This is a genomic window from Methylosinus sp. Sm6 (genome assembly GCF_019802345.1).
Lineage (GTDB): Bacteria > Pseudomonadota > Alphaproteobacteria > Rhizobiales > Beijerinckiaceae > Methylosinus.
In genome coordinates this window covers 83,358-104,203 of record NZ_JAINDZ010000003.1, presented here as the reverse complement: position 1 = coordinate 104,203, position 20,846 = coordinate 83,358, and the positions used below count along the sequence as shown (strand labels likewise).

The following is a 20,846-nucleotide window of genomic DNA, read 5'->3' as shown; positions in this document are numbered from 1 at the left end:
TCACCATTCACGAGGCTCGGATCAGGTGGCGCGGACCGGCGCCGGCTCCTCTCGCGCGGGCTCCCCGCCGAGCGGCAGCAGCAGGCGCACGCAAGCGCCCCTGCCCGAGGGCGCATCGAGCAATTCGAGCCGTCCGCCATGGTCTTCGATGATCTTGGCGACAATAGGCAGGCCGAGGCCGGTGCCTTCCGCCCGCGTCGTCATATAAGGCTCGAGCAGGCGCTGGCGGTTGAAGGCCGGAAAGCCCTTGCCATTGTCGATCACATCGATCTGCGCCAGGCCGTCGCGCGCCGTGAGGTCGATCTCGATGCGCTTCGGCTCCTGGGCGGCGGATTCGTCGCGCGCGGCGATGCTCTCCGCCGCATTCTTCACGATATTGGTGAGCGCCTGCGACAGCAGCCTGCGGTCGAAGAAGGCGGGCGTCGGCGCGTCCGGCAGGCGCAAGGCGATCTCGACGTCATTATGGGCGACGCGCTGCAGAAAGGCCGCCTGCCGCACGCATTCGCAGAGGTCGTCGCGCTCGGGACGCGCCTTGGGCATGCGCGCGAAGGAGGAAAATTCGTCGACCATGCGCTTGATGTCGTCGACCTGCCGCACGATCGTGTCGGTGCATTGGTCGAAGATGTCGCGATCGATGGCGATGTGCTTTCCGTATTTGCGCTTCAGGCGCTCGGCCGAGAGCTGGATCGGCGTCAGCGGATTCTTGATCTCATGGGCGATCCGGCGCGCGACGTCGGCCCAGGCCGATGTGCGCTGCGCGACGACGAGATCGGTGATGTCGTCGAGCGTCACCACGAAATCCGAGCCCCCCTCCTCTGTCGCCGCCGAGGTGACGCGGACCGCCAAGGTCAGCTCCTTGCCGCCGCGCCGGATCATGATCTGGCGCTGGATGGCGCGCGGAAAGGCCTCGATCGCATCGGCGAGGATGGGCGCGATTTCCGGCATCGCTTCGGCCGCCGGCTTGCCGATCGCGGCGGCGGCGGCGCTCTTCTGCCCGCCGACCAGCAGCTCCTCGGCGGAGCGGTTCAGCACATTGATCCGTCCCTCGGCGTCGATGCCGATCACCGCGGCGGGCACGCCCGACAGCACCGCCTCGGTGAAGCGGCGGCGCTCGTCGATCTGGCGATTGGCCGAGATCAGCCGCCGCTGCTGCTGCTCCAGCTCGGTGGTCATATTGTTGAATACGTCGCCGAGATGGGCGAGATCGCCCTGCGAGCGCTCGACCTCGACGCGCACGTCGAGATTGCCGGCCGAGACCTGATCGGTCGCGGCGATCAGCGCGCGGATCGGCGCGACGAGCCTGTTGGCGAAATCGAGTCCGACCCAGACCGCAGACAGCAGCATGATCATCGCCAGCAGCGCATACATCACGACGAAGGCCTTCTTCACCGCGCCGCGATAGGCGTCGAAAGCGTCATAAGTGGCGATGAGGCTCGCCGCCTGCTCGGGGAATTGCACGCCGAAGGGATCGACCGGGCGCGTCGCATAGAGAAAGGTGTCGGGATAGGACGACAGCGGCCGCAGCGCGACGAAGGTGCGGCCCTCGTCGATGACGAGGCACAAGGGCTCGCCCCTGCGCGCATCGTCGAAATCCGCCTGCGGCGGCGCGATGACGATCGCCGAGCCGTCTTGCGACACGTCGACGCGCTCGACGATCTCGCCCTTCGTGGTGACGATGGCGGCGACGGAAAAGCCGAGGAAGCGCGCGCGCGAGGCGAAGAATTCATGAAAAAGGCCGCGGTCGGCGTTGAACATGGCGCGGGCGCGGTCGAGATCGGAGGCGGAGAGCTGCGCCTCCTGCAGCAGCGAGCGGCATTGCGTCTCGCGGAACACGCGCGCCGCCTCGGCCGTGCTGTGGACCGAGGTCTTGACCATCGCCAGGAATTTGGGATTGAGCGCGCGCTCGAGGGTGATCGAGCCGACGATCGCCAGAATGATCGCCGGCGCCAGCGCCAGCACGGAAAAAAAACCGACGATGCGGATGTGGAGTCCCGCCGCCGCCTCGCCGCGACGCCAGGCGCTGATCAAGGCGCCGGCCTTGGCGACCACCAGCGCGGCGAGCAGGACCAGCGCCACCGCGTCGACGAGGAAGAGCACGAAGACGACGTCGCCGGTCGGCGCGATCGGCGAGAGCTCCGCCAGAATGAAAAAAGTGGCGAGCGCGCAGGCGACAGCGCCGACCACGGCGATCGGCCCGAACCACAAACGCAGCGCGCGCCATGCCGGCGCGGGCGACGCGGTTTGGTCTCTGTCTCCCGCTGTGGACATGCGCCTGTATAGGTCGCGATAGAAGTCGAATCAATCAGGCGCGGCGCTCGCGCAGCATCGCCCCGAGGTCCGCGCCGCAATAAATTTGGTCGCCTTGCGTCGTGGCGGAAGCGGAGCCTGCCGAGGTTGGTCAGATCGCCCGAGGGTCGATGACGAGGGTGAGGCGATCGGCGGCCGCGACGCGCCTGCCAGAACCGATTTGATAACAGTTATTGGCCTATGACATTAGTTTCTGTATGGAAAGGGTCGTGAGTTCCTATATGGAAAGGGTCGCGCCATGGCCATCAGCGCAGACTTGGGAAGCCAATTGGAGGCGTTCGTCGTCCAACTGGTAGCCTCAGGCCGCTATAACTCGAAGAGCGAGGTTTTACGGGAGGGGGTTCGCCTCATCCAGGAGAGAGAGGCGCGTCTTGCCGCTTTGGACGCCTCGATTGCCCGAGGCGTCGCAGACGCCGACGCCGGGCGCGCCAAGCCCGCGGGCGCCGTCTTCGACCGGCTGGAGGCGAAATTCAGGGCCAAGGCGCAAGCCGAGGGCCGATGATCGTCGTTATTACCGAGCAGGCCGAAGCCGACATCGAAGCGATCGGCGAGCATATCGCCGAAGAAAGCCCCATGAGGGCCGTTTCCTTCATGGAGGAGCTTCGGGAGGCGTGCGAGGGACTCGGCGCCATGTCGAAGCGATTTCCTCTCGCGCCGCGCTACGAGCACGCCGGCATTCGCCGCCGCGTCCACGGCAATTATCTGATCTTCTACCGGATCGGGACTGAAACCGTCGAGGTCATCCATGTGCTGCATGGCGCGATGGACTATGAGCCATTGCTGTACCCGAAGGAGTGACGCAGCCGGCGAAACGCCCGCCGGCGCGTGATCGTATCAGCGTATCCGTTTTGCCGGAACCGACGCCGACCAACAGTTGAAAGGCCGACGACGCGACATTGGTTACCTCGGCGAGCGCATCAGCCGGATGTCGAGGTCGTTGACCTTCTTGCGCAGCGTGTTGCGGTTGAGGCCGAGCAGCTCCGCGGCCTTGATCTGATTGCCGCGCGTCGCCGCCAGGGCGGCCGAGATCAGCGGCACCTCGATCTCGCGGATCACGCGATGATAGAGGCCCGGCGGCGGCAGGCGCTCGCCATGATCGCGGAACAGCTTGGCGAGATGCTGCTCGACCGAGGTCGAGAGCGTCACATCCTTGTCGATCGGCCGCTCGCCGCCGGCCGCGGCGGTGGGCGCGCGGTCCCCGGGCGCCGCCTGGCGCATCTCATGCTCGAGCTCGAGCTCCACCACCGCCTCGGTGATCACCTCCTGCGGATGCAGAGCAGCGAGCCGGCGGATCAGATTTTCGAGCTCGCGAATATTGCCCGGCCAGCGGTAGCGCTTCATCCGGTCGAGCGCCGCCTGCTCGATATATTTCTGCGGCAGGCCCTCGCTGGCCGCGACCTTGAAGAAGTGATGCACGAGATCGGGAACGTCCTCGGTGCGCTCGCGCAGCGGCGGCAGGCGCAACGGCACGACGTTGAGGCGGAAATAAAGGTCCTCGCGAAACAGGCCCTGCTGGATCAGCGTGCGCAGATCCTTGTTGGTGGCGGCGATGATGCGGACATTGGTCTTGATCGGCGTGCGGCCGCCGACGGTGGTATATTCGCCCTGCTGCAGCACGCGCAGCAGCCGCGTCTGCGCCTCCATCGGCATGTCGCCGATCTCGTCGAGGAACAAAGTGCCGCCCTCGGCCTGCTCGAAACGGCCGATCGAGCGTTGATTAGCGCCGGTGAACGAGCCCTTCTCATGGCCGAACAGCTCGCTCTCGATGAGATCGCGAGGTATGGCCGCCATATTGATGGCGACGAACGGGCCCTTCTTGCGCTTGCCGTAGTCGTGCAGAGCGCGGGCGACCAGCTCCTTGCCGGTGCCGGACTCGCCGTTGATCATGACGGTGAGATCGGTCTGCATCAGCCGCGCCAGCGAGCGATAGATCTCCTGCATGGCGGGCGAGCGGCCGACCAGCGGCATGCCCTCCATCTCGTCCGGACCGTCGAGCTCGCCCTTCTTGCGCGGCTCGGCCATGGCGCGGCCGACGATGCCGACCAGCTCCTTCAGGTCGAAGGGTTTTGGAAGATAATCATAGGCGCCACGCTCGGAGGCGCGGATGGCGGTCATGAACGTGTTCTGCGCGCTCATGACGATGATCGGCAGATCGGGGCGCAGCTTCTTGATGCGCGGGAGAAGCTCGAAGGCGTTCTCGTCGGGCATCACCACATCGGTGACGACGAGATCGCCCTCCCCCGATTGCACCCAGCGCCAGAGGGTCGCGGCGGTCCCCGTGGTGCGCACCTCATAGCCGGCGCGCGAAAGCGCCTGCGCTACGACCGTGCGAATCGCGGCGTCGTCGTCGGCGACCAATATCTCGCCGTGCGTCATCGGCATCGTCTCCAGCGGAATGTCATCATGAGCGGCGGTCTTTTGGCGACCGCTCGTCCGTGTCGGCGGCGGAGGGCCTCCTCGCGCGGCGCTCGTCGGCGCGCTTGTCGTCGTCCTTGCGATGCTCGTCCTTGCGAGGGTCTTCTTTGCGATACATGGGCATGAGGATACGGAAAGTGGTTCGCCTCGGGTGAGATTCGCATTCGACGATGCCGCCGTGGTCATTCACGATCTTGGCCACCAGTGCAAGTCCGAGGCCACTGCCCGAGGATTTGGTGGTGACGAAGGGGTCGAACAGATGCGCGGCAATGTCCTCGGGAACGCCGCGGCCGTTGTCGCGAACGCAGAACTCGAGCGGAAGCCCGACCGGCCGTCCCTCGCCCATGGTCCGAAGGCTCACGCCCGGCCGAAACGCGGTCGAAAGCTCGATCTCGCCGTCGACCGCGTCGCCGATCGCCTCGGCGGCGTTCTTCACCAGATTGAGGAACACCTGGATGAGCTGGTCGCGACTCGCCGCGACCGGCGGGAGCGAGGGATCGTAATTCTCGATGAAGCGAATATGACGGGCGAAGCCGCTGCGCGCCACCCGCTTCACATGGTCGAGCACGATATGGATATTGACCTTGTCGCGCTCCGGCGGGCGCTGATCGGAGAACACCTCCATCCGATCGACGAGGCGCACGATGCGGTCGGTCTCGTCGCAGATGAGGCGCGTCAGCGCCCGGTCCTCGTCGCCGACCGAGCTCTCCAGCAATTGCGCGGCGCCCCTGATGCCGGACAGCGGATTCTTGATTTCGTGCGCGAGCATGGAGGCGAGCCCCGAAACCGAGCGGGCCGCCCCCCTATGGGTCAACTGCCTGTCTATTTTATCGGCAATCGTGCGCTCCTGCAGCACCACCAGCACGCCGCCGTCGCTGTCCGGCAGCGGGGCGCAATGCACATCGACGCGACGGTCGCCGTCGACGCCCGGCCGTCCGAGGTCGATGCGATATTCATTGATCGCGGCCGCGCGCTCGCGCACCTGGTCAATGAGCGCAAGCAGCGGCGAGCCGAAAGCGAGCAGCCGGGCGAGCTCCTGGCCGATGAGGATCGGCTTGCCGATCTCGAAGAACGCCTCGGCCGCGGCATTGGCGTCGGCGATCACTCCGTCCGCCCGAATGGCCAGGATTATGCTGGGCAGAGCCTCGAGAATGCAGGAGCGGTTCTCCTCGGAGATGACCCGCAGGCGCGCCCCGAGCGGAGGCGGAAGCGCGCTCCGCCGCTTGTGCGGATTGGATTCGGCCGTCATGTCGTCTCCTCGCACTCGTTTACGCAGCCTCGGGCGTTCCGCCCGGCGGAATGGACAGGATCAGCACGCCGGCGCAGTCTCGCATGGCGCATCCAGCGCGAACAGCCGCGCGAGCAGCCGCTTCGCCTCCTCGGCGTTCGTCGCGCCGACGAGGGCGCGGCGCAGCGTCTGCCGCTCGCCGGCGCCGTCGTCCGGCGCATGATCGGCGTAGGCTGCGAGATGCTTGCGCGCGTGGCGCAGCCCGGCGGCTTCGCCCATCAGCGTGAGCAAGCCGTCGAGATGCTCGAGCGCCGCCTCGAGCCGCGCCGCGCGCCCCGGCTCCGGCCGGCGACGTCCGGTGGCCAGAAAATGCGCGACCTCGCCGACGAGCCAGGGCCGGCCGAGCGCGGCCCGGCCGATCATGACCGCGTCGGCGCCGGACCTTTCCAGCATCAGTGCGGCGTCTTCAGGGCTCGCGCAATCGCCATTGGCGACGACCGGAATGCGCAGCGAGCGCTTGACCTCGGCGATGGCGCGCCAGTCGGCTCTGCCCTCGTAGAATTGCGCGCGCGTGCGGCCGTGCACCGTCACCATTGCCGCGCCCTCGCTCTCCACGAGGCGCGCCACCTCCGGCGCGTTGCGCGAGGCGTCGTCCCAGCCGAGCCTCATCTTGACGCTGACCGGAACGCTCACCGCTCCGACCGCGGCGCTCACCAGGGCGGCGGCGAGCGGCGGATCGCGCATCAGCGCCGAGCCGGCGAGGCCGCCGGTCACTCTTTTGCATGGGCAGCCCATGTTGATGTCGATGAGCTTCGCCCCGGCCGCCTCGGCGCGGCGCGCCGTCTCGGCGATCGCAGCCGAGTCCCGCGCCGCGATCTGCACGACATGCGCGTCGAGCCCGGCGCTGTCGAGCCGCTGGCGGGCCTCGAGATCGCCGCGCGCGAGCGCGCTCGCCCCGACCATCTCGCCGACCGCCGCCGAAGCGCCGAAGCGCAGCGCGATCCGACGCATGGCGGGATCCGTCACGCCGGCCATGGGCGCGAGCAGCGTGCGCCCGGAGAGATGAAGCGAACCGATGCGCAAAGGCGTGGCTCCCGCACTCTCGCCTAGAAATTCATCAGTTTTCATCGTGCCTACACTATATGCACACGGTACTACGTACGCAATGAGTACATCCCCCGAAAAATCGCCCTTTGCGTGAGCGAAAATTGACGCCGAAGCGAAAACGCGAGAGAGGAACGGCCATGAGCGCCTCCTCCTCCATCGCAATTCTGACCGTCGCCGGCGGCCGCGGCTCCCGAGCCGGCGACGGCCTTCCAAAACAATATCGTGCGCTTTTGGGCAAGAGCATTCTGACGCGCACGCTCGAGGCGCTGCACGCCGCCGCGCCGGAGGCGGCGCTGCTGGTCGTGATCCATGCGGACGACGCCGAGCTCTACGCGGAGGCCGTCGCGCCGCTGGCGCCCAATGCGCGGGCGCGTCTCATCGCGCCGGCCATCGGCGGGGCGAGCCGGCAGGAGAGCGTGCGCAACGGGCTCGAGGCGCTGGCGCGGCTCTCGTCCGTCCCCGAGATCGTGCTGATCCATGACGCGGCCCGGCCTTTCGTCGACGCCGGCCTCGTCGCCCGCGCCGTCGACGCCGCGCGCGCGCATGGCGCGGCCGTTCCCGGCCTGCCGCTTACCGACACGGTAAAGCAGGTCGACGCTTCGGGCGTCGTGGCCGCCACCCCGGACCGCGCCGCGCTGCGCAGCGTGCAGACGCCGCAGGCCTTCTCGTTTCCGCTGATCCTCGCCGCCCATCGCGCCGCCGGCTCCGGGGCGGAGCCGACCGACGACGGCATGGTCGCCGAGGCGGCGGGTCACGAGGTCCATGTGTTCGCCGGCGAGCCGGCCAATTTCAAGCTCACCACCGCGGAGGATTTCTTGCGCGCGCAGACGCAATTGCTCGGCGATCTCTCCGACATCCGCACCGGCCAAGGCTATGACGTCCACGCCTTCGGCCCCGGCGACAAGGTGTGGCTCGGGGGCGTGCCGGTGCCCTACTCCCAAGGGCTCGCCGGCCATTCGGACGCCGACGTGCTCGCTCACGCGGTGACGGACGCGATCCTCGGCGCCCTCGCCGACGGCGACATCGGCAAGCATTTCCCGCCCTCCGACCCGCAATGGAAGGGCGCCGCCTCCTCCATCTTCCTCGCCTATGCGGCGCAGCGCGTGCGCGAGCGCGGCGGGATCATCGCCCATGTCGATGCGACGATCGTGTGCGAAGCCCCCAAGATCGGCCCGCACCGCGACGCCATCCGCGAGAGCCTGGCGAAGATCATGCAGGTCGATATCGGGCGGGTGGCGGTGAAGGCGACGACGACCGAGCGCCTCGGCTTCACCGGCCGGCAGGAGGGAATGGCGGCGCTGGCGCTGGCGACGGTGCGGCTGCCGGAGCGACATCCGACGTGAGATCACTGCCGCATCCGACATCAAATTGCCATATGAATAGAAGGAGCTAAATGCTCTGGGCTTAGCTTTTTGGAAAGGCGCGACGGGGCATTTGGGTAAGGGTCCCTCTCAAAGCAGCTTTCGACCAGATGAAATCCAGCCTCGCGCGCAAACTCGGCGGCGTCGTAGCGCTGCTCGGCGCTCTCGCTCTCTGCCTCTCCTTTTTCACCGTCTGGCAATCACGCCTCCACTCTCGTCAAACAGAGGAGATAGAGGCGGCCTATGACTTCGCCTCTATGGCGCGAGGCCTCGCGCAGGCGACCCAGCACGCGGCGATCGCTGCGAATGCGGTCTTTTCGGCGGACGATAAGAACGAGTTCGGGCGCAAGCTCGATACACTGCGACAGGCGCTGACTCGCTTGCACGAGGCGAGCGAGGCGCTCTTGTTGCGCGCCGACGATCGCCTGACGGAGAGCCAGAGGACGCGGCTCGCGCTCGCGGTCCGCGAATTCATCGCCTATCAGAACGAAACCATCGAGCTCGGCCTCAGTGTCTCGCCGAAAGCGGCGCTGCTTCAGGCCAATGACGAGTCGACGGTCGCCAATCGCGAGCGGATGATCGCCGATATGGACGCTTTCGCGCGCGTGACGCTCGAGCGCCTCGCCGCCAACCGCCGTGCGCAGGAAGCCGAGCGAAGCCTCGGCGAAACGCTGACGTTCGTGGTTCCGGCCGCCGCAACGGTCATCGCGCTGGCGGTCTCCTTCTGGATCGTCGCGACGCAGATTCAAGGCCCGCTCGCGACGATCGCCCTGGCCATGAAGCGGGCGTCCGAGCAGGACTTCGGCGCGGACATTCCTTTCGTCGAGAGGCGCGACGAGATCGGCGACATGGCGAGGGCGCTGCGCGCCTTCGAGGCGGCGGCGCAGGAGAAGCGCCGTCTCGAGGCGGACGCCGAGACGCAACGCCGTCTCGCGGCCGAGCTGCAAGAAGCGAGCGAATTGGAGCGCCGCCGCGCGGCGAACGAGCAGGCCAAGGTCGTCGCCTCGCTCGCGCGCGGGCTCGAGCGGCTCTCATACGGCGACTTCACCATCCGGCTCGCAACGCCTTTCGCTCGCGATTACGAGCCGCTGCGGGCGGATTTCAACACCGCCGTCGAAAGGCTGGGACAGGCGATGACGGCGGTCGCGAAGAACTCCCGAGCGGTGCTCGACGGCACACAGGAAGCGGGTCGGGTGGCCGACCATCTCGCCGAGCGCAGCGAAAGACAGGCGGCCGACCTCGAGAAGGCGACCGCCGATCTCGACCGATCGACGGACGCGATCAGGCGCACCGCGCAAACAACCGCAAAGGCGCGCGATCTCGTGACGCGCGCCAGCGGCGGCGCGCGGGAAGGCGGCGAAGTCCTGCAGGAGACGATCACGGCGATGAGCGCGATCGAGGCTTCGTCCGGAGAAATCGGTCAGATCGTCGGCCTCATCGACGACATCGCCTTTCAAACCAATCTTCTCGCTCTCAACGCCGGTGTCGAGGCGGCGCGCAGCGGCGAGGCGGGCCGCGGCTTCGCGGTTGTCGCCTCGGAAGTGCGCGCGCTCGCTCAGCGCGCGCTCGAGGCGGCCAAGCAGATCGGCGTGCTCGTCTCGACGTCGCAGGCGCAGGTCGCAAAGGGCGTCGCGCTCGTGAACGAGACGAGTCGAACCCTGACCGGCGTCGTCGAGTTGACCTCGACCACCTGCGCGCTCGTGGACGAGGCCGCGGCGGCGTCGCAGGAGCATTCGACGAGCCTCGGCGATATCTGCGCGACGATCGGCCGCATCGACCGAACGACACGCGAGAACGCGGTCATGGCGGAGCAATCCTCGGCCGCCAGCGCTGCGTTGGCGGAGCGGACGCGCGAGCTGATCGAGCAGATCGGCCGCTTGCAGATCGTCGCGACCGATGACGCGAGAGCGGCCTGACGAGTCTCCAGGGGACGGGGACCGCGTGGTCGCGACTCTGGTCTCGCGATCTCCGAGGAGCTCATGGACGCCGCCGCGGTCGAAATTACGTGGAGGGTAAGCCCGTATCGCTTCATCTGCGGCATAAGAGAGGAGAAACCTATGCTTGCTTCCGGTCCTCTCCACCTCGCCGAGCGCCTCCTCGACCTCTGCCGGGCGCAAAGCCTCCGGCTCGCGACGGCCGAATCCTGCACGGGAGGCCTCGTCGCCGGGGCGATCACCTCGGTCCCCGGCTCGTCGGACGCCTTCGATCGCGGCTTCGTCACTTATTCCAACGCCGCCAAGGAGGAGATGCTCGGCGTTCCGCGGGACATTCTCGAGCGTTTCGGGGCCGTCAGCGCCGAGACGGCGCGGGCCATGGCGCATGGGGCGATCGAGCGCTCCTTCGCCGATCTCGCCGTGTCGATCACCGGGATCGCCGGGCCAGACGGCGGCAGCGCCGAAAAGCCGGTCGGGCTCGTCCATTTCGCCTGCCTCCGCAAAGGCTCCGGGATCGAGCATGTCGAGCGCCGCTTCGGGCCGCAAACGCGCGAGGCCATACGCGAGGCCTCGGTTCTCCAGGCGCTGGAGATGATGATCGAGGCCGCTCAGCGGCGGCCGTAGACCTCCCCGGCCCGCTTCACGAAAGCGTCGGAATATTTATGAAAAGCCTGGTCGAACATCGCGCCCATCACGAGGCCGAGCGTGCGGCTGCGGAACTCGTAGCTGATGAAGAATTCGACCACCGAGCGCGTCGCGCCGTCCGGCCCCGGCGGCTCGTCCACGAAGGTCCAGCGGTTCTCCAGCTTCTTGAACGGGCCGTCGATATATTCGACCAGGATTTCCCGCTTGGCGGGGTCGCAGGTCACGCGGCTGGTGAAGCGCTCGCACACGGCCTTGAAGCCGACCTCCATCTCCGCGACGATGATGTCCTTCCCCTCCTCCGTCCTGTTCCGCCGCTTGACGCGCAGCGCCTCGCAGAGCGGCACGAATGTGGGATAGGATTCGACGTCCTTGACCAAGGCGTACATGTCGTCGGCGCGAAAGTCGACGCGGCGGCGGTTGCGGAAGCTCTTCATGGCCGAAGCTAGTAGCACCATGCCGAAGCCGGGGAAATGGCTCGGGTCGTCTCGGGAGCGATTCGCCCTATGTCGCCGCCTCGAGACGAGATCGGGACGACCGCCATGTTCAAGATCAAGCGCGCCTATGATCCGCCCGCGGCGGAGGACGGCAAGCGGATCCTCGTCGATCGCCTCTGGCCGCGCGGATTGGCAAAAGAAAAGGCCGCCCTCGACGAGTGGGACAAGGAGATCGCGCCGAGCGACGCCCTGCGCCGCTGGTTCGCACACAGGCCCGAGCGCTGGGAGACGTTCAAAGCGTGCTATGCGCAGGAAATTCGTGAAGGCCACGCCGAGGATGCGGCGCGGCTGCGCCGGCTCGGGCGGAAGGGCGTCGTGACGCTGCTGTTCGCCTCCCGTGAGCCGGCCATGAACAACGCCGCCGCGCTGAAGGACATCATGAAGCGGGCACGCCCGTAGACGTCTCGTTCAACTGCGGCTCGCCGGCGCCCCGCGCGCCGTCTTCAGCCGCTCGAAATCCTCGCCCGCATGATGCGACGAGCGCGTCAGCGGAGAGGATGCGACCATTGCGAAGCCCTTGGCGAAGGCGATGGTTCGATAGGAGGCGAATTCCTCGGGCGCGACGAAGCGCGCCACTGCGTGATGCTTGCGGGTCGGCTGCAGATATTGGCCGATGGTCAGAAAATCGACCTCCGCGACGCGCAGATCGTCCATCACCTGCAGGATCTCGTTGCGCTGCTCTCCGAGCCCGACCATCAGCCCGGATTTGGTGAAGATCGTCGGATCGAGCTCCTTTGCCCGCTGCAGCAGGCGCAGCGAGTGAAAATAGCGGGCGCCCGGCCGCACCGTCACATAGAGCGACGGGACGGTCTCGAGATTATGGTTGAACACGTCCGGCCGCGCTTCGACGATTTGTTCGAGCGCGCCGGGCTTGCGCAGGAAATCCGGGGTCAGCGCCTCGATCGTCGTCGTGGCGCAGGCGGCGCGAATGGCGCGGATCGTCGCGGCGATATGGGCGGCGCCGCCGTCGTCGAGATCGTCGCGGTCGACCGAGGTGACGACGACATGGGAAAGTCCGAGCCGCGCCGTCGCCTCGGCGACGCGCTCGGGCTCGGAGGCGTCGAGCGGAGCCGGCAGTCCGGTCGCGACATTGCAGAAGGCGCAGGCGCGCGTGCAGATCGAGCCCATCACGAGGAAGGTCGCGTGGCGCTGCTCCCAGCACTCGCCGATATTGGGACAGGCGGCCTCGCGGCAGACGGTCGACAGCCCCTGCTCCGAGAGGATCGTGTCGGTCGCGCGGAAGGCGGCCGAGCCCGGCGCCTTGACGCGGATCCATTCCGGCTTGCGCAGGACGGGCGTGTCGGGCCGATGCGCTTTTTCCGGATGGCGCGCGGGCTTGCGCGGATCGTCGTTCAGCAGGTCGAGGAGGACGGTCATGAAGACAGGTTCCGCGCGATGGGTCGGAAGTGCGAGCCTGAAGGCTCGCGGTCCAGGGGACGCGCTTTGGACCGCGAGCCTTCAGGCTCGCACTTTCGATTTCCACGAAGATAAGCGCGATCCGCTCTCACGAGAAGAGCGTATGGCCGAACGCCAAAGGCAATCGGGTGAAGGATAAAATCCCCAACCCTCGTCCTGAGGAGCCGCCGCAGGCGGCGTCTCGAAGGACGGCCGCAGGGCGAAATCAAAGGCTTCTTCCCATTGCCGTCCTTCGAGACGCCCGCTGCGCGGGCTCCTCAGGACGAGGGTGATGGGGTTGTACGATTACCCTCCAGCCTTCATGCGATACATCAACCTCAACAAACTTATTATTGTCTTTCATATATTTGCACTGACTATCTGAAGCTCTGCCTCAACTCCTCAAACATGCTCCACAGCGGTCACGCCGGGGATCGTCATCAGCGCGCCGGCGATGTCCGGAGGCACCGAATAGCCGCCCGGCAGCTTTATCTCGACCTCGCTGGCCCCGCGCTCCAGGGATACGACGAGCGACACCTCGCCCTCGCCGCGCGCGGTGAGGCGCGACTTGATCCGGTCCAGCGGCGAGGCGTCGCGCAGGAAGATGCGCAGTCCCTTTTGCGTCTTGGCCACGGCGGCTGCGAGCGGCTCGACGGCGGTGATGCGGGCGCGCACATCCTCGCCCTCGACCGTCGCGCTCAATGTCACCATCACGGTCGCGCCCTTCTCGAGAAGGTCGCGATATTGGCTGAGGCCCTCCTGGAACAGAATCGCCTCATATTGTCCGCTGTCGTCCGAGAGCTGGACGATGCCCATCTTGGAGCCGGACTTCGTGCGCCGCTCGGCGCGGTCGAGCACCACGGCGGCGAGCCGCGCCGCCGTCGCGCCGCGCTTCACCGCGGCGGTGAACTCGGTCCAGCGCGAGAGGCGCCGCTTCGCCAGCACGCCGGCGAAAGCGTCGAGCGGATGGCCGGTTAGGAAGAAGCCGGCCGCCTCGAATTCCCGCTTCAGCGTCTCCGAGGCCGTCCAGGGCTCGGCCTTGGGCAGGACCATGTCCTCGGCCGGTCCGCCGCCGAACAGCGCGTTCTGGCCGAGCAGCCGATCCTCGGCGCTGCGATTGGCGGCGGCGAGAATCGTCTCGGTCGCTCCGACCACGCGGGCGCGGTCGCTCTCCATCTCGTCGAAGGCGCCGCAGCAGGCGAGGTTTTCCAGCACCTTCTTATTGACCTCGCGCGGATTGATCCGCCGCGCGAAATCCGAGAGGTTGCGGAATGGCTCGTCGCCGCGCGCGCGCACGATGGACTCCGCCTGCCCCTCGCCGACGCCTTTGACCGCCGAGAGCGCATAGCGGATCGCGAGCTTGCCATCGGCTCCCGGCGCCACGTCGAAATCGACGCCCGAGCGGCGGATGGAGGGCGGCTCCACGACAATGCCGAGCCGGCGCGCCTCATTGCGGAATTCGGCGAGCTTGTCGGTGTTGCCCTTGTCGAGCGTCATCGAGGCGGCGAGGAACTCGACCGGGTAATGCGCCTTGAACCAGGCGGTCTGATAGGCGATCAGCGCATAGGCCGCCGCATGGCTCTTGTTGAAGCCGTAATCGGCGAATTTCGCCAGCAGGTCGAAAATCTCGCTCGCTTTGGCCGGCTCCAGTCCCCGCTCCACCGCGCCGCTGACGAAGCGCTCGCGCTGCGCGTCCATCTCGGACTTGATCTTCTTGCCCATGGCGCGGCGCAGCAGGTCGGCCTCGCCCAGCGAATAGCCGGACAGCACCTGCGCGATCTGCATCACCTGCTCCTGGTAGATGATGACGCCGAAAGTCTCCTTTAAGATGTGCTCGATCTTGGGGTGAATGTAATCGGGCTCCTCGTCGCCGAGCTTCACCGCGCAATAGGTCGGGATGTTGGCCATCGGACCCGGCCGGTAGAGCGCGACGAGAGCGATGATGTCCTCGAAATGATCGGCGCGCATGTCGACGAGCGCCTTGCGCATGCCGGCGCTTTCCAGCTGGAACACGCCCACGGTCTCGCCGCGCCCGAGCATTTCATAGGTCTGCGCATCCTCGAGCGGAATGGTCGCGAGATCGAAATCCGCATCGCGCCGCCGCACGAGATCGACGGCGGTGGCGAGCACGGTCAGCGTCTTCAGGCCGAGGAAGTCGAATTTGATGAGGCCCGCCTCCTCCGCCCATTTCATGTTGAACTGGGTGGCCGGCATGTCGGATTTGGGGTCGCGATAGAGCGGCGCGAGCTGCTCGAGCGGCCGGTCGGCGATGACGACGCCGGCCGCATGGGTGGAGGCGTTGGAGTAGAGCCCTTCCAGCGCGCCGGCGATCTTGAACAGGCGCGCGACCTTCTCGTCCTCGGCGATGGCCTCGCGCAGCTTCTGCTCGCCGGCGACGGCCTCGGCGAGCGTCACCGGCTTCGCCGGATTCTGCGGCACGAGCTTGGCGAGCTTGTCGACCTGTCCGAGCGGCATTTCCAACACGCGGCCGACGCTGCGCAGCACGCCGCGCGCGAGGAAGGAGCCGAAGGTGATGATCTGCGCGACGCGCTCCGCGCCATAGCGGTCGCGGACATAGTCGATCACCTCGCCGCGCCGGGTCTGGCAGAAGTCGATGTCGAAATCCGGCATCGACATGCGCTCCGGATTGAGGAAGCGCTCGAAGAAGAGCCCGAAGCGGAGCGGATCGAGATCGGTGATGGTGAGCGCGTAGGCGACCAGGGACCCGGCGCCCGAGCCGCGACCCGGCCCCACCGGAATGCCCTTCGACTTCGCGTATTTGATGAAGTCCGAGACGATCAGGAAGTAGCCCGGAAAACGCATCTTCTCGATCGTGTCGAGCTCGAAGGCGAGCCGCGCCTCGTAAGCTTCGCGCGTCTGTCCCGGCGCCGGCGGATTGGCCGCGAGGCGCGCGTCGAGCCCCTCCTTCGCCTGGCGCCGCAATTCGCGCGCCTCCATGTCCTCGAGCGATTCGCCGCCCGCCTGATCGTCGCGCATGAAGCGCGGCATGACCGGCTTGCGCTTCACCGGCCGCACGGCGACGCGCCGCGCGATCTCCACGGTCGACGCCGTCGCCTCGGGCAGATCGGCGAAGAGCGCGAGCATCTCCTTGCGTGTCTTGAAATAATGCTGAGGCGACAGCCGCCGCCGCTCGGCGACGCTGGTGACCGTCCCTTCCGCGATGCAGAGCAGCGCGTCATGAGCCTCGAAATCCGCGGCCGCGGCGAAGAAGGGCTCGTTGGTCGCGACCAGCGGGAGGCCGCGGCGATAGGCGAGATCGAGCAGCTGCGGCTCGACCCGGCGCTCCTGATCGAGCCCATGGCGCTGCAGCTCCACATAGAGCCGTCCCTCGAACAGCGGCTCCAGCGCCTCGAGCCGGGCGCGCGCCTGCTCGGGCCGGCCGCGCGCCAGCAGGCAGTCGATCCCGCCCTCCGGGCCGCCGGTGAGCGCGACCAGCTCGCCGCTGTCGGCCATGAGCTGCTGCATCGTCACATGCGGCGCCTCGCCGAGCTCCGGACCGAGATAGGCGCGCGTCGCGAGCCGCATCAGATTGGCGTAGCCGGCCTCCGATTTGGCGATGAGCACGAGATTGCCGCGTCCGTCGGCGGCGCCCTGCGCGCCGTCGCCGAAATCGACGGTGAGCTGAATGGCCGGAATGGGCTGGAGCCCGGCTTTGGCCGCCTTTTGCGAAAATTCGAGCGCGCCGAACAGATTATTGGCGTCGGTGATCGCCAGCGCCGGCATCCGGTCCTGCTCGGCGAGCGCGACCAGGCGGGTGATCGTCAGCGCGCCTTCACGCAGCGAGAAGGCCGTATGCACATGCAGATGAACGAAGCCGACGTCCTCGCGCGCGCTCATTCTCGGCCGCTCCCTCCTGTTCGACGCTATTCATATCGCGCCGCGGCGGAGGGATTGGCAATCGCAGAGCGGCGGAGCGCGCCGCTTACGCACAGGCTTCGGCTGCCGACCGGAAAATGACCACGCCGAGCAGAACTGGCCTGCTCGGCGACGATCGGAACGCTTCGAGGACGCGTCGCGTCGCCGGCCGGCTTATTCGGCCGAGGTGTAGACCTTGGACGCGGCCGTCTCGACGGGCTTGAACGCTTCCTTGGCGAGGCTGGAATAGAGCTCGCCGATCTTCGTCGCCTCGGCGATGAAATCCTCATAGGCGCCCTTTGCGAAATCCGACTGCAGCTGGATAGCCTCGTCGATCTTCTTGACGCCGATCAGCTTCTCCGCCAGCAGGCGGCTCTTCTCAAAGGACTTTTTCGAATAGTCGGTAGCCTCCGCGGCGATCGTCTGCCAGCCCTTGGTGACGGCGGCGGCGGCCGCGGACACCGCCTCGAACTGCTCTTTGCCCAGCTGCTGAACGGTTTCGAATGTGGCAACCATCGGTGTCGTCCTCGTGTCGGGCGTGCGGCGCCGCCCCATGGCCAACGCTCCGCACGCTCTCATTCGACGCCACGACTTTATATGCGATGCACAATCGAAGTCAATACGTATGTTGCGCTGCAAAACCACGAGAGGGAAATCATTTCGCCTTAACTCGGGGGTAACCTCACATTCCTAGCATTGTAATCATGTGTCTTTTCGGCAACGCGGGGCGGGCGTGGCCGAGACCGTGGCAAAAATCGGGATCGCGATCAAATGACGAATGGCCGATCTATGACGAACGGCAATGTCGCCAGCCGGCTCATGCAACGCAAATGGGCCGCATTTCACGTCGCCGCCGTGTCGGCGCTGCTGATCGCCGTCTTCTCTCTTCCAGCGGAAGCGCGCCGGCATCATGGGCGCGGCCATGGGTCGGCCTTGCGTCATGCGACGCATCACCGAGGCGGGGCGCATCTCGTCCATGCGGCGCGGCGCGGCGGCGGCGGTCCGGCCTTTGCGGCGATCGTCGTCGACGCCAACACCGGCCGCACGCTCTATGGCAGGAACGAGAGCGATCTGCGCCATCCGGCGTCCATCACCAAGGTGATGACTCTCTATCTTCTGTTCGAGCAGCTCGAAAAAGGGCGGCTGCGGCTCGACTCGCCGCTCGTGATCTCCGCCCATGCGGCGGCCCAGGCGCCGACCAAGCTCGGCCTCCCCCCGGGCCAGACGATCGACGTCGAGAACGCCATCAAGGCCGTTGTCACCAAATCGGCCAATGACATCGCCGTCGCCATCGCCGAGAACATCGCCGGCGACGAGGACGCATTCGCCGATCAGATGACGCGCAAGGCGCATGCGCTGGGCATGAGCCGCACGCATTACGCCAACGCCTCGGGCCTGCCCAATGACGAGCAGGTCACGACCGCACGCGACCTCGCCGTGCTGGGCCGGGCGATCCAGGACCGGTTCCCGCGCTACTACCGCTACTTCTCGACCTATAGCTTCACCTATCGCGGGCAGTCGCACCGCAACCACAATCGCCTGCTCGGGCAGATCGAGGGCGTCGACGGCATCAAGACCGGCTACACGCGCGCCTCGGGCTTCAACCTGCTGAGCTCCGTGCGCCGCGGCGGCCGGCATATCGTCGCCGTGGTGCTGGGCGGGACCTCGGGGCCGGCGCGCGACCGCATTATGGCGGGCCTCATTTCCGAGCACATCGGCGAAGGCGATTCCACACGCACGGCGCGCGCCATCACCGAGAACGAGCCCGCCGCGCCGACGACGACCAATGATGCGGCCGAGGAGGAGGACGAGGCTCCGGCCGCCGCCGCTCCGGCGCATGCCGCAGCGGCGGCGCCGCCCGCCCGCGTCAATGTCGTGGCTCCGCTGGCGCTGGCGCCCTCTCCGCCGCCCGCGTCGGTCCCGACGCCGGACAAGGCCGAGAAAATCCGTCCGGCCTTCGTGCCCGGCGGACAAAAGCGCGCCGAAGACGCGGCCGAGGCCGCGGGATCGCGCCCGGGGCGCCGGGACCGCGAGCGCGCGCAGGCGGCGACGGACGGCTCCACCAATACGCGGCCGGGCCGCATTCGCGAGGCGAACGCCGCGACCACCCCGCCCGCGGCGCCCCGCGCAGCGGAGAAGGAGGTCTCGTCGTCTGCGCGCAACGCCGACGCCGGCGAGATCCAGAAGGCGGAGACGGGACGGCCGCCACACGGCGGCTGGATGATCCAGATCGGCGCGACCGACGACGCCGACAAGGCGCAGGCGCTGCTGTCACGGGCGCGCGCCAAAGGCGTGCCGTCGACGGCGAGGCCCTTCACCGAGAAGGTTCACAAAGGAAAGGAGATCCTGTGGCGGGCCCGCTTCGCCGGGCTCGAGGAGAAAAGCGCCGAAAGCGCCTGCAAGACGCTCAAGCGCTCTGGATTTTCCTGTTTCGCGACCAAGAACTGATCTTCAGACCCGAGCCATTTTCCGTTTGAAGCGTAACGCGTGAAACGAGAGCCGAGTTCAATGATGACGACGCATGAGGACTTCCTTGGCTTCGTTGACCCGGGCCGCGAGATCGGTCGTCCCGCCATGGTCCGGATGAAGCTTCTTCATCAAATCTCGATGCGCCCGCGCGATGTCCTGGCGCGCCGCTCCTTTCTTCAGGCCCAGAATTTCATAGGCCTCATCTTCCGAAATCGTGCCGCTGCGACGGTTTGGTCCGACGCCGCGCGCATCCGCGCCCCCAGGGTCGCTTCGACCGTCTCCTGTCTGACGCCATCCGGCAAACCGGCGGTCGAAATACACCTCTAGGAGCCGCGCGCCGTCCGGGTCGACGCTGCGGCAGGTGCGATAGAGCTCCATCAGCGCCGACTTGGTCAGCGCGTCGAGGCGCTTGCCCTCGTCCTTGCCGGCCAGGATCACGCCACGGACGGCGCCGCTCGCGTGATCGAGCTCCATTTCGATCATCGCCGAGCGAACGCGCGAGACGCCGGGACCCTTGGTTCCGAAGCGCTTCACGCCGCGCGTCACCGCGCCGATGATCCAGGCGCCGACAAAGATCAGGAACAGACCCGCGTCGATGCGCCCGCGCAGGATGAAGAACAGGCCGAGCGCGATCGCCCCGGCGCCGCCCGCCTGCTTGACGAGCCGAGCCAGCGTCGCCGGCGAGGCGCGGCTAAAGGCGCGCAGGGCGTAGAGAGTGACGACCAATGCGAGAAAACCGATCAGAATGGGCATCGAAGCGCGCTCCTCACCCCATCTGCGCCAACAGGAGCCGAGCCGCCTCTTCCCCAGCGCCGGCCCGGCGCTCCAGCGCGGGCCGGCCGCCGGCGGCATAAGCGGCGGCGGCGGACAAAAGCTCGGCGAGGCGGCGAGGCGCCGTTGCGTCGAAGGCGGCATAGGCGCCGCCGGTCAGCCGCGCGATCTCGCGAAAGCCCGCGCCCGCGGCGGCGTCGCCGCCCTCGTGAAACATGAAGGCCTTCACGCCGACGAGGCCGAGCCGCCCGGCGAGGACGCACAATCGGTCGGCGTTCTCCTCCATCGCGTCGCCGACGAAGACGAGCGCGCCGACGCGATGCGCCGCGGCCTCGTCCAGCGCATGTTGGAGTACTTTTGCAATCTGAGTCTGCCCGCCTCGACAGGAAATCTTCGACATCAGAGCGGCGAGCCCCTGCCCGCCGTCGACGAAATGGGACGCGCGACACTCGCCGAAGCCGCGGAAGAAAACGAGCTGCACGGAAAGGCCGCCGAGCGCCGCCGCCGTCTCGAACATGCGGCCCTGAATCGACTGCGCCAGATTCCAGGTCGGCTGGCGGCTCATGGTGGCGTCGAGCGCGAAGATCAGCCGGCCGCGTTCGTCCGACGCGCCGACGGCGACGCGCCGGGCGGTCTCTATGAACGCATCCACCGCCTCCGATCCTGCGGAGCGCGGAAGCGTCGCCTTGCCCAGGTCATCGTTCACGGAAGTTCACGTCGCGTCTCTGAATGTCTATATCAGATCGGGCGAACCCGCGGAATGACAAGAGGCGCGAGCCTCGCCGAGACCTCTTCCGCGGCGCCCGACCGGGGAGGATAGACAAGAACCACTTCCCCAGGAACC

17 protein-coding genes are annotated in these 20,846 nt (G+C 67.2%); 7 read left to right on the top strand and 10 right to left on the bottom strand.

Going from position 1 to position 20,846, the window contains the following annotated elements:
• Positions 1–21: 21 nt before the first annotated feature.
• Entirely contained in the window at positions 22–2,268 is a 2,247-nt protein-coding gene (locus tag K3F48_RS03320) for a PAS domain-containing sensor histidine kinase (protein ID WP_222573982.1), read from the bottom strand.
• Positions 2,269–2,545: 277 nt separating this feature from the next.
• Between K3F48_RS03320 and K3F48_RS03315 the strand changes: the two genes are divergently transcribed.
• Together K3F48_RS03315 and K3F48_RS03310 are read left to right on the top strand one after the other, a co-directional pair.
• Positions 2,546–2,809 (top strand): type II toxin-antitoxin system ParD family antitoxin, encoded by a 264-nt coding sequence (locus K3F48_RS03315; RefSeq protein ID WP_222573981.1) that lies wholly within the window; start codon positions 2,546–2,548, stop codon positions 2,807–2,809.
• Entirely contained in the window at positions 2,806–3,105 is a 300-nt protein-coding gene (locus K3F48_RS03310) for a type II toxin-antitoxin system RelE/ParE family toxin (RefSeq protein ID WP_222573980.1), read from the top strand. The genes K3F48_RS03315 and K3F48_RS03310 overlap by 4 nt, the downstream gene beginning before the upstream one ends.
• Before the next feature lie 102 nt (positions 3,106–3,207).
• Here the strand turns inward: K3F48_RS03310 and ntrC are convergent, their stop codons facing one another.
• Genes ntrC through dusB form a run of 3 tightly spaced genes read right to left on the bottom strand, consistent with a single transcriptional unit; the run spans position 3,208 to position 7,033 of the window.
• On the bottom strand, positions 3,208–4,683 hold the full coding sequence (gene ntrC / locus K3F48_RS03305) for a nitrogen regulation protein NR(I) (protein ID WP_222573979.1): 1,476 nt from the start codon (positions 4,681–4,683) through the stop codon (positions 3,208–3,210).
• Positions 4,684–4,708: 25 nt separating this feature from the next.
• On the bottom strand, positions 4,709–5,971 hold the full coding sequence (locus K3F48_RS03300) for a nitrogen regulation protein NR(II) (protein WP_222573978.1): 1,263 nt from the start codon (positions 5,969–5,971) through the stop codon (positions 4,709–4,711).
• 60 nt (positions 5,972–6,031) lie between these two features.
• Positions 6,032–7,033 carry a tRNA dihydrouridine synthase DusB gene (gene dusB, locus K3F48_RS03295; RefSeq protein WP_222573977.1) on the bottom strand — a complete coding sequence of 334 codons (1,002 nt, stop codon included), beginning with the start codon at positions 7,031–7,033 and terminating at the stop codon, positions 6,032–6,034.
• A gap of 161 nt (positions 7,034–7,194) precedes the next feature.
• Here dusB and K3F48_RS03290 point away from each other — a divergent pair, with 161 nt between their 5' ends.
• From K3F48_RS03290 to K3F48_RS03280, 3 genes are all read left to right on the top strand, one after another.
• Positions 7,195–8,400: a bifunctional 2-C-methyl-D-erythritol 4-phosphate cytidylyltransferase/2-C-methyl-D-erythritol 2,4-cyclodiphosphate synthase gene (locus tag K3F48_RS03290; protein WP_222573976.1), complete on the top strand. Its 1,206-nt coding sequence runs from the start codon at positions 7,195–7,197 to the stop codon at positions 8,398–8,400.
• Positions 8,401–8,528: 128 nt separating this feature from the next.
• Complete coding sequence (locus K3F48_RS03285) at positions 8,529–10,334, top strand: methyl-accepting chemotaxis protein (RefSeq protein WP_222573975.1); 1,806 nt, start codon at positions 8,529–8,531, stop codon at positions 10,332–10,334.
• 141 nt (positions 10,335–10,475) lie between these two features.
• The gene (locus K3F48_RS03280) at positions 10,476–10,976 is read left to right on the top strand and encodes a CinA family protein (RefSeq protein ID WP_222573974.1); all 501 of its coding nucleotides are present in this window, start codon (positions 10,476–10,478) and stop codon (positions 10,974–10,976) included.
• Here K3F48_RS03280 and K3F48_RS03275 read toward each other — a convergent pair.
• Positions 10,961–11,431 carry a type II toxin-antitoxin system RatA family toxin gene (locus K3F48_RS03275; RefSeq protein WP_222574097.1) on the bottom strand — a complete coding sequence of 157 codons (471 nt, stop codon included), beginning with the start codon at positions 11,429–11,431 and terminating at the stop codon, positions 10,961–10,963. The genes K3F48_RS03280 and K3F48_RS03275 overlap by 16 nt on opposite strands.
• 69 nt (positions 11,432–11,500) lie before the next feature.
• On the opposite strand from K3F48_RS03275, the gene K3F48_RS03270 reads away from it, so the two are divergent.
• The gene (locus K3F48_RS03270; protein WP_255608115.1) at positions 11,501–11,890 is read left to right on the top strand and encodes a DUF488 domain-containing protein; all 390 of its coding nucleotides are present in this window, start codon (positions 11,501–11,503) and stop codon (positions 11,888–11,890) included.
• A gap of 9 nt (positions 11,891–11,899) precedes the next feature.
• Here the strand turns inward: K3F48_RS03270 and lipA are convergent, their stop codons facing one another.
• The 3 genes from lipA to K3F48_RS03255 all read right to left on the bottom strand — a co-directional run bounded on the left by lipA (position 11,900) and on the right by K3F48_RS03255 (position 17,278).
• Complete coding sequence (gene lipA, locus K3F48_RS03265) at positions 11,900–12,868, bottom strand: lipoyl synthase (RefSeq protein ID WP_222573973.1); 969 nt, start codon at positions 12,866–12,868, stop codon at positions 11,900–11,902.
• A gap of 420 nt (positions 12,869–13,288) precedes the next feature.
• Positions 13,289–16,744, bottom strand: a complete 3,456-nt coding sequence (gene dnaE, locus K3F48_RS03260; RefSeq protein WP_222573972.1) for a DNA polymerase III subunit alpha — start codon at positions 16,742–16,744, stop codon at positions 13,289–13,291.
• A gap of 192 nt (positions 16,745–16,936) precedes the next feature.
• Positions 16,937–17,278 (bottom strand): phasin family protein, encoded by a 342-nt coding sequence (locus tag K3F48_RS03255; protein ID WP_255608110.1) that lies wholly within the window; start codon positions 17,276–17,278, stop codon positions 16,937–16,939.
• Positions 17,279–17,551: 273 nt separating this feature from the next.
• On the opposite strand from K3F48_RS03255, the gene K3F48_RS03250 reads away from it, so the two are divergent.
• Positions 17,552–19,210, top strand: a complete 1,659-nt coding sequence (locus tag K3F48_RS03250) for a D-alanyl-D-alanine carboxypeptidase (RefSeq protein WP_255608108.1) — start codon at positions 17,552–17,554, stop codon at positions 19,208–19,210.
• A gap of 57 nt (positions 19,211–19,267) precedes the next feature.
• Here the strand turns inward: K3F48_RS03250 and K3F48_RS03245 are convergent, their stop codons facing one another.
• Both K3F48_RS03245 and K3F48_RS03240 read right to left on the bottom strand, forming a co-directional pair.
• On the bottom strand, positions 19,268–19,984 hold the full coding sequence (locus K3F48_RS03245) for a DnaJ domain-containing protein (protein WP_222573970.1): 717 nt from the start codon (positions 19,982–19,984) through the stop codon (positions 19,268–19,270).
• 13 nt (positions 19,985–19,997) lie between these two features.
• Positions 19,998–20,708: a VWA domain-containing protein gene (locus tag K3F48_RS03240; protein ID WP_370631339.1), complete on the bottom strand. Its 711-nt coding sequence runs from the start codon at positions 20,706–20,708 to the stop codon at positions 19,998–20,000.
• Between the last annotated feature and the right edge of the window lie 138 nt (positions 20,709–20,846).